The organism is Streptomyces echinoruber (assembly GCF_014651135.1).
Classification (GTDB): Bacteria; Actinomycetota; Actinomycetes; order Streptomycetales; family Streptomycetaceae; genus Streptomyces; species Streptomyces echinoruber.
Genome location: NZ_BMWH01000018.1, coordinates 65217 through 81991 on the forward strand (window position 1 = coordinate 65217; position 16775 = coordinate 81991).

General features: G+C 72.7%; 16 protein-coding genes, 1 tRNA gene and 1 pseudogene. 9 read left to right on the top strand and 9 right to left on the bottom strand.

Features of this window, described 5'->3' with window-relative positions:
• The first annotated feature begins 17 nt into the window (after nt 1–17).
• Entirely contained in the window at nt 18–449 is a 432-nt protein-coding gene (locus tag IE225_RS20540; RefSeq protein ID WP_190059047.1) for a hypothetical protein, read from the top strand.
• Nucleotides 450–990: 541 nt separating this feature from the next.
• Here the strand turns inward: IE225_RS20540 and IE225_RS20545 are convergent.
• Nucleotides 991–2376: a cystathionine beta-synthase gene (locus IE225_RS20545; protein ID WP_190059048.1), complete on the bottom strand. Its 1386-nt coding sequence runs from the start codon at nt 2374–2376 to the stop codon at nt 991–993.
• A gap of 156 nt (nt 2377–2532) precedes the next feature.
• On the opposite strand from IE225_RS20545, the gene IE225_RS20550 reads away from it, so the two are divergent.
• From IE225_RS20550 to IE225_RS20560, 3 genes are all read left to right on the top strand, one after another.
• Nucleotides 2533–3558, top strand: a complete 1026-nt coding sequence (locus tag IE225_RS20550; protein ID WP_190059049.1) for an SGNH/GDSL hydrolase family protein — start codon at nt 2533–2535, stop codon at nt 3556–3558.
• 376 nt (nt 3559–3934) lie between these two features.
• On the top strand, nt 3935–5155 hold the full coding sequence (locus IE225_RS20555; protein WP_190059050.1) for an acetyl-CoA C-acetyltransferase: 1221 nt from the start codon (nt 3935–3937) through the stop codon (nt 5153–5155).
• A 415-nt stretch (nt 5156–5570) separates the two neighbouring features.
• Complete coding sequence (locus IE225_RS20560; RefSeq protein ID WP_190059051.1) at nt 5571–6353, top strand: hypothetical protein; 783 nt, start codon at nt 5571–5573, stop codon at nt 6351–6353.
• Between the two features lie 175 nt (nt 6354–6528).
• On the opposite strand, the gene IE225_RS20565 is transcribed toward IE225_RS20560, so the two are convergent.
• Entirely contained in the window at nt 6529–6840 is a 312-nt protein-coding gene (locus IE225_RS20565) for a hypothetical protein (protein ID WP_190059120.1), read from the bottom strand.
• Between the two features lie 110 nt (nt 6841–6950).
• On the opposite strand from IE225_RS20565, the gene IE225_RS20570 reads away from it, so the two are divergent.
• Nucleotides 6951–7178: a DUF4287 domain-containing protein gene (locus IE225_RS20570; RefSeq protein WP_190059052.1), complete on the top strand. Its 228-nt coding sequence runs from the start codon at nt 6951–6953 to the stop codon at nt 7176–7178.
• 108 nt (nt 7179–7286) lie between these two features.
• Here the strand turns inward: IE225_RS20570 and IE225_RS20575 are convergent, their stop codons facing one another.
• From IE225_RS20575 to IE225_RS20600, 6 genes are all read right to left on the bottom strand, one after another.
• The gene (locus IE225_RS20575; protein WP_190059053.1) at nt 7287–8198 is read right to left on the bottom strand and encodes a Bax inhibitor-1/YccA family protein; all 912 of its coding nucleotides are present in this window, start codon (nt 8196–8198) and stop codon (nt 7287–7289) included.
• Nucleotides 8199–8622: 424 nt separating this feature from the next.
• The gene (locus IE225_RS20580; protein ID WP_190059054.1) at nt 8623–9882 is read right to left on the bottom strand and encodes an RNA polymerase sigma factor; all 1260 of its coding nucleotides are present in this window, start codon (nt 9880–9882) and stop codon (nt 8623–8625) included.
• A 339-nt stretch (nt 9883–10221) separates the two neighbouring features.
• Nucleotides 10222–10578 carry a YciI family protein gene (locus tag IE225_RS20585; RefSeq protein ID WP_190059055.1) on the bottom strand — a complete coding sequence of 119 codons (357 nt, stop codon included), beginning with the start codon at nt 10576–10578 and terminating at the stop codon, nt 10222–10224.
• Between the two features lie 291 nt (nt 10579–10869).
• Nucleotides 10870–12009 carry a phosphoenolpyruvate carboxykinase (ATP) gene (locus tag IE225_RS20590; RefSeq protein WP_190059056.1) on the bottom strand — a complete coding sequence of 380 codons (1140 nt, stop codon included), beginning with the start codon at nt 12007–12009 and terminating at the stop codon, nt 10870–10872.
• Nucleotides 12010–12197: 188 nt separating this feature from the next.
• A complete protein-coding gene (locus IE225_RS20595; RefSeq protein ID WP_190059057.1) occupies nt 12198–12590 on the bottom strand; it encodes a DUF6415 family natural product biosynthesis protein in 393 nt (130 codons plus the stop codon).
• Nucleotides 12587–13156, bottom strand: coding sequence for a hypothetical protein (locus tag IE225_RS20600; protein ID WP_190059058.1), 570 nt, complete (start codon nt 13154–13156; stop codon nt 12587–12589). The genes IE225_RS20595 and IE225_RS20600 overlap by 4 nt, the downstream gene beginning before the upstream one ends.
• A gap of 225 nt (nt 13157–13381) precedes the next feature.
• Here IE225_RS20600 and IE225_RS20605 point away from each other — a divergent pair, with 225 nt between their 5' ends.
• The 3 genes and pseudogenes from IE225_RS20605 to IE225_RS20615 form a co-directional block, all read left to right on the top strand.
• A complete protein-coding gene (locus IE225_RS20605) occupies nt 13382–14449 on the top strand; it encodes a helix-turn-helix domain-containing protein (protein ID WP_229879828.1) in 1068 nt (355 codons plus the stop codon).
• A 13-nt stretch (nt 14450–14462) separates the two neighbouring features.
• A complete protein-coding gene (locus IE225_RS20610; RefSeq protein ID WP_190059060.1) occupies nt 14463–15041 on the top strand; it encodes an HD domain-containing protein in 579 nt (192 codons plus the stop codon).
• A gap of 25 nt (nt 15042–15066) precedes the next feature.
• Nucleotides 15067–15213, top strand: a pseudogene (locus tag IE225_RS20615) (GNAT family N-acetyltransferase); the annotation flags it as partial.
• A 104-nt stretch (nt 15214–15317) separates the two neighbouring features.
• Here the strand turns inward: IE225_RS20615 and IE225_RS20620 are convergent.
• Nucleotides 15318–15400 (bottom strand) — tRNA-Leu (locus IE225_RS20620).
• 503 nt (nt 15401–15903) lie between these two features.
• Here IE225_RS20620 and IE225_RS20625 point away from each other — a divergent pair.
• A complete protein-coding gene (locus IE225_RS20625; RefSeq protein WP_190059061.1) occupies nt 15904–16674 on the top strand; it encodes an ABC transporter ATP-binding protein in 771 nt (256 codons plus the stop codon).
• Nucleotides 16675–16775: the final 101 nt, after the last annotated feature.

Below are 16775 nucleotides of genomic sequence, written 5' to 3' on the forward strand. Positions count from 1 at the left end.
CTGCCTAGCGTGGCCGTATGACCGGAATGGACGCGCGGGACACCGAGCTGAAGAAGGAACTGGACGCCACCCTGCACGCCCGCAGGGAACTGGGCGACGAGTACGAGTCCGCGCTGGTCGAGTCCTTCCTGGAGAAGGTGGACCAGCGCATCGACGCCGCGGTGGAGCGGCGGGTGCGGCGGCAGTTCGCCGAGCAGCAGGTGGTGACCGCCCGGGACTCCCGTTCCCCGGCCGCCACCGACTCCTGGGGCGAGCGCTTCGGCTTCGGCATCGTCTCGCTGATCCTGGCGGTCCCGCTCTCCGCGATCGGCGGCGGCGTCGCCCACCTGCCCGGCCTGCTCGCGGCCTGGGCGGGCATCGTCGGCGTCAACGCCTTCCAGGCCGCCCGCGCCCACCCGGGCCTGTTCCGCCGGAACCGCCCGGAGCGGGGCGAGGACTTCTCCGGCTGACGCGACGGAGGACTTCTCCGGCTGGCGCGGCGGAGGACTTCTTCGGCTGGCGCGGCGGCGGGGGCGGGGCGCGCCGCCTCCCCGGGAGACCCGATTCCCCGGAAGCTCGGGCTCTCCGGAAGCCCCGGGCTCCCCAAACACCCCCCGAAAAGACCTGCGCGGGGACCGCCGCACCCCCGTTGCCGGGGGGCGGGACGACGGCGGTCCCCGCGGGGGACGCGGGCCGGGTCAGGGCCGGGCTTGCGCGTCCATGGCGCCCCTTGGAGGTCCGGGAGCCGCTCCGGAGGTCCTTCGGCGCCGTTCCGTGTGCCGGCCGGGCGCGGGGAGCCTCCCCTGGTGCCGCGCGCCTGGGAGGTGCCCCGTCGTCCTGCCGACACCCACCACTGTGCCGGGCGCGTGTTAAGCGGGTGCTGCGCGGACGTGACGCCCTCGTACCGCTTCCGTGACGGCGTCTCGTCCGCCGGTCACCGCACGTTCGCCGGCGACGCGGCGGTTCACCGCACGGTCCCCGGCGACGCGGCGGTTCACCGGACGTTCGCCGTCACTTCCCCGGCTTGGCCAGGAAGGCCAGCAGGTCCTGCCGGGTGACCACCCCGGTGGGCTTGCCCTCCACCAGGACGATGGCCGCGTCCGCCCGGCCGAGCACCGCCATGAGGTCCTCGACCGGCTCCCCGGAGCCGACCTGCGGCAGCGGCGCCGACATGTGCTTCTCCAGCGGGTCCTCCAGCGAGGCCCGCTTGCTGAACAGCGCGTCCAGCAGCTCCCGTTCCACGACCGATCCCACGACCTCGGCCGCCATCACGTCCGGGTGGCCGGCGCCCGGCTTGACGACGGGCATCTGCGAGACGCCGTACTCGCGCAGCACCTCGATGGCCTGGCCGACGGTCTCGTCCGGGTGCATGTGGACCAGGGAGGGGATGCCGCCGTCCTTGTCGTTCAGGACGTCGCCGACGCGGGCGCTGGGGCCGGCGTCCTCCAGGAAGCCGTAGTCGGCCATCCACTCGTCGTTGAAGATCTTGCTGAGGTAGCCGCGCCCGCCGTCCGGCAGCAGGACGACCACGACGTCGTCCTCGCCGAGCCGCTCGGCGACCCGCAGCGCGGCGACGACGGCCATGCCGCAGGAACCGCCGACGAGCAGCCCCTCCTCCCGCGCCAGCCGCCGGGTCATCTGGAAGGAGTCCTTGTCGGACACGGCGACGATCTCGTCGGCGACGGTGCGGTCGTAGGCGGTGGGCCAGAAGTCCTCACCGACGCCCTCCACGAGGTACGGCCGCCCGGAGCCGCCGGAGTAGACCGAGCCCTCGGGGTCGGCGCCGATGACCTTGACCCGGCCGTCGCTGACCTCCTTGAGGTAGCGGCCGGTGCCGGAGATGGTGCCGCCGGTGCCGATGCCGGCGACGAAGTGCGTGATCCGCCCCTCGGTCTGCTCCCACAGCTCGGGACCGGTGGAGTGGTAGTGGGAGAGGGGGTTCTCGGGGTTGGAGTACTGGTCCGGCTTCCAGGCGCCCGGCGTCTCCCGCACCAGCCGGTCGGAGACGTTGTAGTAGGAGTCGGGGTGCTCCGGCGCCACGGCCGTCGGGCACACGACCACCTCGGCCCCGTAGGCCCGCAGCACGTTGATCTTGTCGGTGGACACCTTGTCGGGGCAGACGAAGATGCACCGGTAGCCCTTCTGCTGCGCCACGATGGCCAGACCCACGCCCGTGTTGCCGCTGGTCGGCTCGACGATCGTCCCGCCCGGCTTGAGCTCGCCACTCCGCTCGGCCGCCTCGATCATGCGCAGGGCGATGCGGTCCTTCACCGAACCGCCGGGGTTGAAGTACTCCACCTTGGCCAGGACGGTCGCCCTGATGCCCTGGGTCACGCTGTTGAGCCTCACCAGCGGGGTGTTGCCGACGAGACTGATCATCGAGTCGTGGATCTGCACCGTTTTCTCCGGTTGCTGCACAGGATGCGGTCGTGATGGTCCCGCCAGCCTAAATCCCGCGACCCCACCGACGGGTCGTTCACCCTCCGTGGAGATTGGACGACCGTCGGTACGGGGCAAGCACTGGGTACGGGTACGAGGAGGTGGCTGCGGCGCATGACGAGCATGTCGAGGGCGAGGGCGGCCCGGCGGATCGCGACCGGCGCGGCGTACGGCGGCGGCGGGATCGGCCTGGTCGGCGTGGCGGCCATGGGCCTGCTGCTGGCCGAGGCGCAGATGGCCAGGCGGCACGTGGGCATCGGGGCGATCTCCCACGTGCCCCACGCGGACGGGCTGTACGGCAGCGGCTACGCCGTCCCCGGGGAGCCGCCGCTGCGGATGGTGCTGCTCGGCGACTCCACCGCCGCCGGCCAGGGCGTGCGCCGGGCCGGGCAGACCCCGGGCGCCCTGCTGGCCTCCGGCCTGGCCGCGGTCGCCGAACGCCCCGTGGAGCTGCGCAACGTCGCCCTGCCCGGCGCCCGGTCCGACGACCTGGACCGCCAGGTCGCGCTGGTCCTGGCGGATCCGGCCCGGGTGCCCGACATCTGCGTCGTCATGATCGGCGCCAACGACGTCACCCACCGCATGCCGCCGACTCGTTCGGTACGGCACCTGTCGGCGGCGGTACGGCGGCTGCGCACCGCCGGCGCCGAGGTGGTCGTCGGCACCTGCCCCGACCTCGGCACGCTCCAGCCGGTCCAGCAGCCCCTGCGCTGGCTGGCCCGCCGGGCGTCCCGGCACCTGGCGGCCGCCCAGACGATCGGCGTGGTGGAGCAGGGCGGGCGCACGGTGTCGCTGGGCGACCTGCTCGGCCCCGAGTTCGCGGCCAACCCCCGCGAGCTCTTCGGCCCCGACCACTACCACCCCTCCGCCGAGGGCTACGCCACCGCCGCGATGGCCGTCCTGCCGACGGTGTGCGCGGCGCTGGGCCTGTGGCCGGCGGAGGAGGAGCGCCCCGACGCGGCCCGGCACGAGGGCTTCCTGCCGGTCGCCCGCGCGGCGGCGGAGGCGGCGTCCGAGGCCGGCACGGAGGTGACGGCCGCGATGCCGAGCGGCCCGCGCGGCCCCTGGGCCCTGCTGAAGCGCCGCCGCCGCAGGCGGCTGCCGGAACCGGAGCCGGCCCGGGTGACTCCGCCGGGCTGAGGGGGCACCCGGTCACCGCCGGCCGGCGGGCGCGGGCCGGGCGGCCGCCGACGGGGCGCGCGGTCCCGCGGGCTCCCGGGGTCGCGCGGCGGCGCCTCCTCGGTCGGCCGGTGCCCGGCCGGGCATCGGCCGAAGACCGGCCGGGCGCCGGCTGAAGACCTGCCGGGCATCGACCCGGGCATCGACCGAAAACCGGCCGAAGATCGACCGAAGTCCGACCGAGGGCCGACCGAGGACCAAAGCAAGCGCTTAGTAAATTGCGGCCAGTGTCACACCCCGATCCCCGTGACCTCGCCCATACGGACCGGTAACTTCCCACCCAGTTGCCGACCGTCACAGACCCGGCCCACAGAACCGATCCCGCCCAGGAGCCGTCATGCCCGAAGCCGTCATCGTCTCCGCCGCCCGCTCCCCCATCGGCCGCGCCAACAAGGGCTCCCTGAAGGACCTGCGCCCGGACGACCTGGCCGCCACCATCGTCCGCGCGGCCCTGGACAAGGTCCCCGAGCTGGACCCGAAGGACATCGACGACCTGATGCTCGGCTGTGGCCTGCCCGGCGGCGAGCAGGGCCACAACCTGGGCCGGATCGTCGCCGTGCAGCTGGGCATGGACCACCTGCCGGCCTGCACGGTCACCCGCTACTGCGCGTCCTCCCTGCAGACCACCCGCATGGCGCTGCACGCCATCAAGGCGGGCGAGGGCGATGTGTTCGTCTCGGCCGGCGTGGAGACCGTCTCCCGCTACGCCAAGGGCAACTCGGACAGCCTTCCGGACACCCACAACCCCCTCTTCGCGGAAGCCGAGGCCCGCACCGCGGCCGTCGCCCAGTCCGAGGGCTCCACCTGGCACGACCCGCGTGAGGACGGCCTGCTGCCCGACCCGTACATCGCGATGGGCCAGACCGCGGAGAACCTGGCCCGCCTGCGCGGCATCACCCGCGAAGAGATGGACGAGTTCGGCGTCCGCTCGCAGAACCTCGCCGAGGAGGCCATCAAGAACGGCTTCTGGGCGCGCGAGATCACCCCGGTCACCCTCCCGGACGGCACGGTGGTCAGCAAGGACGACGGCCCGCGCCCCGGCGTGACGATGGAGGGCGTCGCCGGCCTGAAGCCGGTCTTCCGTCCCGACGGCCTGGTCACCGCCGGCAACTGCTGTCCGCTCAACGACGGCGCCGCGGCGCTCGTCATCATGTCGGACACCAAGGCCCGGGAACTCGGCCTGACCCCGCTCGCCCGCATCGTCGCCACCGGCGTCTCCGGCCTCTCCCCGGAGATCATGGGCCTGGGCCCGGTGGAGGCCTCGCGGCGGGCGCTGCAGCGGGCCGGCCTGACCATCGACGACATCGACCTCGTCGAGATCAACGAGGCGTTCGCCGCCCAGGTGATCCCCTCCTACCGCGACCTGGGCATCCCGCTGGAGAAGCTGAACGTCAACGGCGGCGCGATCGCTGTCGGCCACCCCTTCGGCATGACCGGCGCCCGCATCACCACCACGCTCATCAACTCCCTGCAGTGGCACGACAAGCAGTTCGGCCTGGAGACGATGTGCGTCGGCGGCGGCCAGGGCATGGCGATGATCATCGAGCGCCTCAGCTGAGCCCTTCGAGCCCTCCGCTCCCTCCGAGTTCTCGGGTCTCTCGGGTGTCTCAGATCTCTGGGGTCTCTCCGGCCCCTCCGGCCCCTCCGAGTCCTCCGACCCCGCCGAGTCCTCCGACCCCGCCGAGTCCTCGCATCGTCACCACCCTTCCGTGATCGCCATAGCACACACGGTCACCCGATGGCCCGGAATCCGGGAAACCCCTGGACTCCGGGCCGTCTTGTGATCCAATCTCCCCCAGGATGTGACCTATCTCCCTTCCCGTGGGAGTTTCCGCAGGTCACGTCCGCGCACCGGGAGCCCCCGGAACCACAGAGCTGTCCGGTTCGTGACATTACGCACTGACAGCAGGTCAGTTCACCCTTCAAGCTGATGTAGGAAATCGGGGGTCGACTTTGAACCCGGGAGTACGTCAGTGAGCGCCATGCCGATCGCCCTGCTGCTCACCACCGCCGCCACCGGCGCCGTGGGAGTCGCTGTCCTGCGCAACATCATGGTGCTGCGCCGCCAGGTCGCCGCTCTGCACGCGGAGCTGGCCGAGGGCCGGGCCGCCCTGTTGCGCGGCGCGGTACCCGCCGCCCGCACCACGTCCGACGCCGAGCGGATACGCGCGGCCGTCGCCGAGGCGCTCGCCGAGGAACGCGAGCGGGAGCTGGCCGAGGCGCGTGCCTTCTGGGCCGCGCAGGAGGCCCGTGACGCGTCCGACGCGCCGTCCCTGCTGAGCCTGGCCGACCAGGACCTGTTCCTGCCCCGGCAGGCCGACTTCGCCGGTCTGGAGCCGGTCTCCGAGACCGGTACGGAGAACGAGGAGAACGCCGGGGAGTCCGCGGAGCCGGCCGCGGCACGCCGCCGTCACCCCTCCCACCCCGACTTCGTGCCGGGCCCGTCGCCGGCGGTGAGCGACCACGAGAGCACGGTGGCCCGCCTGGAGCACCTGGCGGAGGCGCGCATACCGCTGACCGACGTGCGCCCGGGCCCGCTGGGCACCCTCGACGTCTACGCCTTCGCCGACGGCACCACGCTGTACATGACGCCGGGCCACCGCGAGACGACCGAACGCCTGGCCGCCGCCCTGCGCGCGGGCGAGAGCCCGGTCCTGCTGGGCGGCTCGGGCATCTCCGGCGCCTACACCCTCACGTTCGCGTGCGGCGAGGAGAAGGTGTACGTGCTGGCGGACCGGGTGATCGCCTCCCTCTGACCCTCCCGGCCATCCCCGGCCCTCCTTCCCCGGCCTTTCCCTCCCCCGGGTCTTCCTTCCTCCCGGCCTTCCCTTCCCCGGCCTTCCCTTCCCCGGCCGGACCGGCGGCCGCCGCGGGCGGCCGCCCGCGGCGGCGCACGGCGCTCGCGCCTCCGCGCGCCTGTTGCGCGCCGGTTCACACCCCAGCCCGCTGCTGCGCCTCCTCCACCAGCCGCACGGCCTCCTTCACCTCGGCCTCGCTCGTGAGGACGAGGGCCAGGTCGTGCCCGGCCACCATCACCTGATCCGCCGCGGCGAACATCCCGGCGTCCGGCATCTCCCGGGGCTGCCTGCCGGGTTCCTCCACGAGCTGCGCCCGCCGCGCCAGCTCCCGGGCCAGCGCCAGCGCCTCCGCGGCGGCGCCGCGCTGCAGCCGGCTCTGCGGCGCGGCCCGCAGCCGGTCGGCGAACTGCTCCACGGCACGGTTCAGGGGCGTCGTATCAACCATGTCGGCCACGGCGTGAGCGTACGCGTCCCAGCAGGACTGTTGCCAACGGGCGAACGGTCAGGCACGGTGACGTGAAGGACCGGCTTCGTCGAACGCGTCCGGAGGCGCCGATGTCCCAACTCTTCTCCGAGGAGACCCATCGCAACCTGCTCGCCCGCATTCCCCACTGCACCGGTCGTGAAGTCTCCGACTGGCTGCGCACCGTCGAGGAAGGACCCGCTCTCGGCTTCGAGGACAAGGTCAGCTGGCTCCGTCACGAACACAACCTCGCCTACGGCCACGCCAAGGCGATCATCCACGAGTACGACCTGAGGCGCGCCGCGCGCAAGCTGCGCTGACCGGCAGGCGACAGCGGAAAGGGCCCCGGGAGAACCCGGGGCCCTTTCCGCTGTCGCCTTCTCGACCGCTCCCGGTCGCCGGCCGCGGTCAGCCGTTCTCAGCCGTTCTCAGTCGTTGCTGTTGAGGATGGCCACGAGTCGCAGGAACTCGAAGTAGATCCACACCAGCGTCATGGTGAGGCCGAAGGCCGCCAGCCACGCCTCCTCGCGCGGGGCGCCGTAGGCGACACCGTCCTCGACCTGCTTGAAGTCCAGGGCGAGGAAGCAGGCGCCGAGGATGACGCCGACGACGCCGAAGAAGACGCCGAGCGCGCCGCTGCGGAGGCCGAGGCCGTCGCCGCCGCCGAACACGGCGAACAGCAGGTTCACCGTCATCAGCAGCACGAAGCCGAGCGCGGCCGCCATCACGAAGCCGTAGAAGCGGCGGTTGACGCGGATCCAGCCCGCCTTGTACGCCACGAGGACCGCGGCGAACACCGCCATCGTGCCCAGCACGGCCTGCATGGCCGCGCCGGAGGCGAAGTGGGTGTCGACGATGCTGGAGACGACGCCGAGGAAGACGCCCTCCAGCGCCGCGTACGACAGGATCAGCGCGGGCGCGGGCCGGCGCTTGAAGGCCTGGACGAACGCCAGCACCATCGCCACCAGCGCGGCGCCGATCCCGATGCCGTACGACCGGCCGATGGTGGCCTCGTCGACCGGCAGCAGCGCCCAGGACAGGGCGGCGGTGAGGACCAGCACGCCGAGGGTGGTGGCCGTGCGCACGACGACGTCGTCCATCGTCATCCGGCCCGCGGTGGTGACCGGGGCCTGCGGCGGCGCGCCGTAGAGGTCCTGCGGGGCGTACGGGTTCTGCGCGTAGGGGTTGCCACTCGGCTGGGCGTACGGGTTGCCCTGCGCGTACGGGTTGCCCTGCGTGCCGACAGCGGGTCCCCCGGCCTGCGGCGCGGTGTTGAAGCCCGCGTAGCCGTTGTCGCGGCTGAACCCCCGTCGCGAGAAGACCGGGTTTCTGCTCCTCATCTCACTCCTCCATGGCCACCCTGCGTAGCCTTGGCTCAAGAGTAATGGAAAGGCAAAGGATTGACCCTAGTGCTTGAGGAGGATCTTTCCCTCGTCCTGCTGCGCAACACGCTACGCAAGGCGGCGATTCCCGGCCACGGAGGTATCCGCTTCATGACCGATCCGGTACACGCCGGTCGAGTCAGTCGAACGGGAAGCCGGTGCAGCCCTCGGCGAGGCAGCCCTCGGCGAGGTCGATCGCGGCGGCGCGGCAGCCGGCGACGCGCTCCAGGCGGGCCAGTTGCAGACGGTCGTCGAAGGGGGTGGCGTCGGGGGCGCGTCGTCAAGTCGTAACTGAGTAACTGAACCGCCCGTCCGGCGGCCCTCGCCCAGCGGTCCTCACCCAGCGGTCCTCGCCCAGCAGTCCTCACCCAGCGGTCCTCGCCTAGCGGCCCTCGGCGGCGCGGCGCTCCAGCAGCCGGCGTTCGCGCGCGTTGCGGGTGAGGGACGCGGCCCGGGCGAACTCCGCGCGGGCCTCCCGCGTACGGCCCAGGCGGGCCAGCAGGTCGCCCCGCACGCTGGGCAGCAGGTGGTAGTCGCGCAGCGCCGTCCCGGCGGCGAGGGCGTCGACGATCTCCAGGGCGGGCCCGGGCCCCTCGGTCATGGACACGGCGACGGCGCGGTTGAGTTCGACCACCGGGGACGGGGCGCGGACGGCGAGCAGGCCGTAGAGGGCGGCGATGCGCCGCCAGTCGGTGTCCTCCCAGGAGTGCGCGAGCGCGTGGCAGGCGGCGATGGCGGCCTGGAGGGCGTACCGGCCGGGTGCGCCGGTGGCGGTGGCGTCGGCGCGTTCCAGGGCGGCGACACCGCGCGCGATCAGCAGCCGGTTCCAGCGGCGGCGGTCCTGGTCCTTCAGCAGCACCGGCTCGCCGTCGGGGCCGGTGCGGGCGGCGGTGCGGGACGCCTGGAACTCCAGCAGCGCGGCCAGCGCGTGCACCTCGGGCTCCTTCGGCATCAGCGCGCACAGTTGCCGGGCCAGGCGCAGCGCGTCCTCGCACAGCGCCGGGCGCAGCCAGTCGTCGCCGGAGGTGGCGGAGTACCCCTCGTTGAAGATGAGGTAGACGACGTCCAGGACGGAGCCGAGACGGGCCTCGCGGTCCGGGCCGTACGGCACCTCGAAGGCGACGTTCTTCGCCGCCAGCGTGCGTTTGGCGCGCACGATCCGCTGGGCCACGGTCGCCTCCGGCACGAGGAACGCCCGGGCGGTCTCGGCGGTGGTCAGGCCGCCGAGCAGGCGCAGCGTGAGAGCGGTGCGGGCCTCGGCGGACAGCACCGGGTGGCAGGTGGTGAAGACCAGCCGCAGCAGGTCGTCGTCGATGTCGTCGGGGCCGGACGGCTCCTCGGGCGGCGCCGCGGTCTCGAGGTCCCGCCCGATCTCCGCCAGCTTGCGGGCGTAGCGCTCCCGGCGGCGGACCAGGTCCACGGCGCGGTTGCGGGCCGCGGTCAGGAGCCAGGCGCCCGGACTGTCCGGCACCCCGTCCCGCGGCCACTGCTCCAGCGCCGCGACGAGCGCGTCCTGCGCCAGTTCCTCGGCGATGCCGACGTCGCGGACGATGCGGGCGACGGCGGCGACGACGCGCGGGAACTCCAGGCGGAAGACGGTCTCGACGGTTCCGGCCGGGTCGACGGAGGGCTGCGGGCTCACAACCCCCCATTCGACACCCGGACCGGCGTACGGCCAAGCGGATCCGGCGCCCGGAGCCCCGGACGCCGGGGAAGCCGGTCGGCGGGCGGCGTCCGGTGCGGGCGGCCACGCGGTGCGCGGCGCGCAGTGCGCGCGATCGCCGGGCGCCGGGCGCCGGGCGCCGGAAGGGCCTCGGGGCGGAGCCGGCCGGGCCTTCCGGCAACGCGGCAACCCGGCAACGCGGCGAGCACGGTGCGGGCCACGCGTCGGCGTGCCGGGCGCCCGTCGTGCGCGGGGGCTCAGGGCAGGTAGCCGCTGACGCGGTCGCCGGGGCGCCGGGCGCCCGCCGGGCGCGGGGGCTCAGCCCTCGGCGATCTCCCGCACCTCGCAGGTGACCGTCCAGAACTCCTCGTGCACCTTCAGGAACCGCTTGGTCCACTCGATCGCCTCGGCCCTGTCCTTGCACTGCATGAGCGCGTAGCCGCCGATGACCTCCTTGGACTCGGTGAACGGCCCGTCGGTGACGGAGATCTCGCCGCCCTCGTAGCGGACGCGGGTGCCCTGCGCGGACGGCGTCAGCCCGGCGGTGTCGAGCATCACCCCGGCCTTGGTCATCTCCTCGAGCAGGGCGTCCATGCGCTGCATCAGCTCGGGGCTCGGGCCCTCGGCGGGCGCGTTGTTCTCGTCGATCCGCACGAGGGACAGGTAGCGGGGCATGGTGCCTCCTCCGGTCGGTGGGCGGGGCCTCTCCCCGCCTCTCACCCCATGCGTCGAACGGGAACCCGCGGGATCGACACCACCGGGAGAATTTCTCCGGAGATTTTCCGCGGGGGTCCTCGGACAGGCCGGCGCCCCGACACGAAGACCTCCGCGACAGCGGGCCGGGGCAGGCCGTGCCGTGTGGAGGCCGGGTCCTCCTCGTCGGCGTCCTCCTCGTCGGCGTCCTCCGCTCCGCCGTCCTCGACGAGGACGCCCCGGTCGGGAGAAGGCCGCTCGGGCCCGGTCGGCCTAGACCCTCTGCAGGTCGAGCAGTTCGGTGAGGAAGTCGGCGTTCGCGGCGAGGTCGTGGCCGAGCACCACCGAGTGGTGCGGGAGCTCCGCCAGGCGGTGCGCCACCTCGTGCCTGACCTCCTCCAGACCGCCGCCGTCGACCCGGGCGAGCTCGAAGATGTCCGGGTAGCGGTCCTCCGTCCTGCCGCTCATGAAGTCTCCGTCCCCCAGCCCTCGGGCCGCGTCCTCCTCGACGGCCGGGACAGCACCCGGCTCGATCCGCGGGAACACCAGCGCGCCCGCCTCGCCCTCGGTCGCCAGCGGCACGCCGAACCAGGCCGGGAACTGGTCGGGGAAGACCTGCGCCTTGAGCTCCCGGCCGCCCTCCCACAGCGGCTCGCGGCGGCCGGCGAGGATCGCCTCCGTGACCCGCCCGTCCTGCGTCGGGTGCAGCGCCTCCCCGGCCTCCAGCCGCTCGCGGGCGACGTCGAACCAGCCGAGCGCGTCGAGGAGGCCGAGGCCGAGCGCGGCGGCCGACGGCCACGGCAGCACATCGACGCCGCCGTGGTCGTCGGGGCGGACGAAGACGCGGTCGTTGGCGAGGAGCCCGAGGCCGTGCCGGGACGCGAGGGTGAGGGCCGTCGCCGTCTTGCCCGCCCCCTTCCGTCCGAACGTCAGGACGACCCGGCTCTCGTGCACGACCGCGGAGGCGTGCAGCACCGCCCAGCCGTCGCGGAGCAGCATGCCGCGCATCAGCTCGCGGGCGAGGCGGGCGGTCGCCGTGGCGACGGGTTCGGTGTCGCATCCGGTGATCGTCAGGCTCGCCCCGGCCGGCTCGGACCGGTAGGCCAGTGCTTCCTGCGGGGAGACGGCCCGGATCACCCCGGCGGCCTCGTCACGGGCGAGGAGTGTCTGTGCCCTGGCGTAGGTGGTGCTCGTGTGCGGGGCCTGCGTGACGGCGAGGGAGGCCTCCGCGTACGCCGCGGGGTCGACCTCGGCGAGGACGAGCGGGCCCGTGCACACGCTCTGCGGCGGCGTCTCGGCCGCTTTCCACCACTGGCCGACGTATCGGGCCGACCAGTCGGTGACGGCACGGTCGGCGGAGACGACGCTCACCGCGGCGCCTGCGGCCTCCAGGCGGACGGCATGGCTGGTCATCGGGTTCCTCCTGACGGAAGCGGTCGGGACGGGACACCGCGCACCTCGTGGTAGGCGGCGCGGAGCTTGGTGCGGGCGGCCTCCAGCTGCCGGTCCTCGCCGTCGTCCAGCGGAGGCATGCACGGCAGGGGGGCGCGGAGGAGGGGGGCGGCCGGAGCGTCATCACCGTCGGTCCGTCGCCTCGGGCGTCAGCGGCTGCACTGCGGGAAGTGCGATCGGCACGAGCTCGCCGGTCTCCCGCAGTGGGGATGGATGGCCCAGAGGGCACGGCAGTTCAAGGCGAGATCTTCCATGTGGACGGCGGCCGTGCGGTCGTCCGGGCCGGGTCCCTGGTCGAGGGTGTGCCGCACGCGGCTGAGGAGCCACCGTGCCGTTTCCCGGTCGGTGGTGTCATGCCGCTGAGCGGTGTTCGCCGTCTCCACCCGGGGGGCCAGAACCTCGACATACCCGCGCAGACGTGCCGTCAGGACGTCAACGCGGTCCCGGTCCGGCACGTGCAGAGGCATTCGGCTCGTCAACTCCAGGGCCTCGTTCCAGTCCTGCCGCATCCGCTCGGTGTCATGCGCGGGGACCTCGTTCACCGCTGCCCGCTTCCCGCCCGGACAGGCTCGCTCGCCGTCTCCAGGACGCGCAGCCGGCCGAAGTCCACGAGCTGAGCGACCGCATCGGGACGGCACAGGTCACCGGGCCTGTCCATCGGCACCGACCAGTAGGAGCGGGCCGTCGGGTGGTGCACGTCGCAATCGGGGTGCGGTACACCGACATAGGTGTTCCGGCCGAAGCAGTCCGTTTGCGGCTTGGACCAGCGGTGGCAGGTACTCGTCGGCACCAGGCAGTAGAACCAGGCGGCCGTCTGGTCCGCGAAGACGGGACCGCCGTGCAACGCCCTGGTCAGGTATGCGCTCACGCCCTCGCGGTCCTCGGTGCCGGCGGCGGCGAACACGATCGGTGCGGGGATGCGGATCGTGGTGAACAGGCCGCCGCAGCGCAGCAAAGCCACGCCTTGCCGAGCCCATTCATCGCAGGCCGTGTCCCGGCTGTCCGCGGCCCGCAGCAGCCAGTGCGCCACGGACAGGTCGCCATCGGACCGCAGGTGCACCACCGCTCCCGAGGACGTCCCGGCCGGCTCGCACGTCTCCTCTCTCACCGCCGCACCTCCTGTCCTGCCACCTTCGAGCCATCGGCTCCCCGAACGGAGTACACGCGCAACCGTCTCCCTCTACGCTCGAAACTGCGACGCTTCGACCGTAGAAAGAGCAGGTCGGAGCCAGAAGTGACGGCGAGTACAGGTAATTCGAGTTCGACCCTCCGGGATGGACGCCCCATGCGGCCTGGCCCTCGACAAACCCTGACGAGCAGTACGGGAATGCCCATGCGCCTCCGCGCCGGCCTGATCTCCGGGTACGTCCTGCGCGTCATAAGGGAGCAGCAGGGACACACCCAGGAGGAGTCCGCCGAGCATCTGCAGGTGAGCCCGGACACCATCGCCGGATGGGAGACCGGGCGCCGGCCCCTGACCGCCGTACCGGTCGGGCAGATGCTGCGGCACCGGCACCGGCTGATGCAGCTGGGCACCCCCGCCGCCCTCCTCCAAACCCTCGACCGCGCGCTGGAGGCCGACGTCCTCCTCGCCGCCGTCCTCGACGAGGACGCCCCGGTCGAGGGGAGTCCGCTCGGCACGATGGTCATGCAGCGCGACCTGGGCGAGGTGCTGGCCTGGCCGCTCAACGGGGTACCGCCGCAGTCCGTGCGCGCTCTTCCCCGGCCTGCTCGCCCGCGCCGCGGTCCCGCGCCGTCCGGGCCCGAGCTGACCCACGACGAGCGCCGCGCGTTCTTCACACGGATGCGCCGCACCGTCGAGCAGGCCCGAGGCCGGGAACATTTCCTCCTGCGCCGCCAGGCCCTTTACCTCTCCGGCTACGACCGTGCCCCGGAGGCCGCCGAGTGGCTCGCCCACCAGCAGCGCACCGAACGCCCCGACGACTGGCTCACTCGCTGGCTCACCGCCCGCTCGGTCGCGGCCGTCGCCGCCCGCCAGGGCGACCGCGACCGCATGACCCACTTCATCGACACCGCCCTCCAGGACGACGACGCCGGCGAGGCCGCCAACCTGAACTACTGGGCGTACTGGGTCGGCGAGATGCGGTGCCTCGAGCTCTCGGACGACTTCATCGCCGACCGCACACTCCGCCCGTGGCCCGGCGACAAGCTCCTCACGCACCTCGTCCAGGGCATCACGCCCGAGCACGGATACATGGACCTCAACATCCACAGCGTGTGGTCACTGCTCCAGGTACGGCCCAACCTGCTGCGCTCCGGAGCAGCCGCCCGGGCCCTGCGCGACCGGCTTCCGATCATGTTGGATGGCCGGGAGCTCTCGCCACGCGGCAGGCGGGAGCTGGAGAGCATCCGCTACGCGATCCGCCTCGCCGAGGCGTGAGAGGAGACCGAAGGTGTCCGACGACCTGACTGCGGTGGCGAACTTCCTGTTCGAGGCCGGGACGCTCAAGCACACCGCGCGCACCGGCTGGTGGATGGCGGGCGTACGCACCCCCGAAACGGTCGCCGAGCACTCCTGGCGCACCAGCCTGATCGCCTCCCTCATCGCCAGGCTGGAGGGCGCCGATCCGGCCCGGGCCGCGCTCCTCGCCGTCTGGCACGACTCGCAGGAGACCCGCACCGGCGACGTCAACCACCTCGGCAAGAAGTACACCGGCGGTGAGGCCGACCCGCGCGAGATCACCGCGGACCAGGTTGCGGGCATGCCCGAGATCCTGGCCCGGACCGTGACCGAGCTCGTCGCCGAGTACGAGGCGAAGGAATCCCCGGAAGCCCGCTGCGCCCGCGACGCCGACAAGCTGGAGTGCATGCTCCAGGGCATCGAGTACCGGGCGCAGGGTTATGAGAACGCACAGCGCTGGATCGACAACAGTCGCGGCCGGATCGTCACCAGGAGCGGCCAGGCCCTCGCGGATGCCGTCCTGGCGACCGGATCGCTCGACTGGCTCCGCGCCGCCCTCGGCGAGCGCTGAGCACCACCGGATCCGAGGGGAGGCGGAGCGGGTGACGCCGGCGGTGCGTCCCGAGCCGGAGGCCGCTCCGGCGCGCTCCGCTTACCTCTCCTGGGGTTACCGGCGGATCGGCGTCTCCCACCCGTGGGACGACGCCCCTCTGTACGACTGCATGGTGCGTCCGCTGCGCTGACCCCGCTCGGGCGCGGTCGGCCTGCCCGGTTCACGGCAGGCCCTCGCAAAGAGAGACGGCACCTTCCAGGTGGTCGCACTGGGCAGGTGCCGTATCGGACGAGGTGCCCGGAACCGGACTTGAACCGGTACGCCCGCGAGGGGCAGCGAGGTTTAAGCTCGCCGTGTCTGCATTCCACCATCCGGGCAGGCCATGGCTCCGCATCGAGGTAACGAGCCTATCCGGATGCATCCTCCGAACAGCGGCCAGGCGGACCGATGTTGTCTTATTTTATTGATGTCTGAGGGAGCATCAGCAGTAGGGACGAGCCATCCGCACTTGCCAGTAGCCTTGCGTGCGAGGCGCTTCCGCGCATGCGGAATGACGGAATTTCACCTCCCGAACAAGGACGCTCCACCCGTTCTCGATCAGGTGCTCGACCAGGTGCTCGACCAGGTACTCGGCCAGGTACTCGGCCAGGTGCGCGACCAGGTACTGGGCCGGCTCTGCGCCCGCCCTCGGCCGGCCCTTCTCAGGGTGGCCGTCCTACCCAGGTAGGACACGGCCGTCGGCGGTCAGACCGTGGTCGCCCCCCGGAACCGGAACAGCGGCTGACTACAGGGGGCCCGGGCGGCGGTGAGGATGGACGGCGTCCCAGAGACCGGACGTGCCCACATTCCCGGAAACCGTCGTCCCACAGGAGCGCCCCACGTGACCACCGCACCCGCCGCCGGCCGCACCACCGCCGTGGCCGCGCGCGCCACGGAACTGTCGAAGATCTACGGGCAGGGCGAGACCCAGGTGGTCGCCCTGGACCGGGTCTCGGTCGACTTCGTGCAGGCCGAGTTCACCGCGATCATGGGTCCGTCCGGGTCCGGCAAGTCCACGCTGATGCACTGCGTCGCGGGCCTGGACACCTTCTCCTCCGGTTCGGTGCGCATCGGCGACACCGAGCTGGGCTCCCTGAAGGACAAGCAGCTGACCAAGTTGCGCCGGGACAAGATCGGCTTCATCTTCCAGGCGTTCAACCTGCTGCCCACCCTGACGGCGCTGGAGAACATCACCCTTCCGATGGACATCGCCGGCCGCAAGCCGGACAAGGAGTGGCTGGACCGGGTCATCGACATGGTGGGCCTGTCCGGGCGGCTCGGGCACCGGCCCTCCCAGCTCTCCGGCGGCCAGCAGCAGCGCGTCGCCGTCGCCCGCGCCCTGGCCTCGAAGCCGGAGATCATCTTTGGTGACGAGCCCACCGGCAACCTCGACTCCCGTTCCGGCGCGGAGGTCCTCGGCTTCCTGCGCAACTCCGTGCGCGAACTCGGGCAGACCGTGGTGATGGTGACCCACGATCCGGTCGCCGCCGCCTACGCCGACCGGGTGGTCTTCCTCGCCGACGGGCGGATCGTCGACGAGATGTACGGGCCGACCGCCGAGACGGTCCTGGACCGCATGAAGCAGTTCGACGCCAAGGGCCGCACCAGCTGACCCGGCCGCGGCCCGGCCCGCGGGCACGTACGCGCGGGCACCTGGCTCCGCCCGCGGGCACGTACGCGCGGGCACCTGGCTCCGCCCGCGGGCACGTAGGT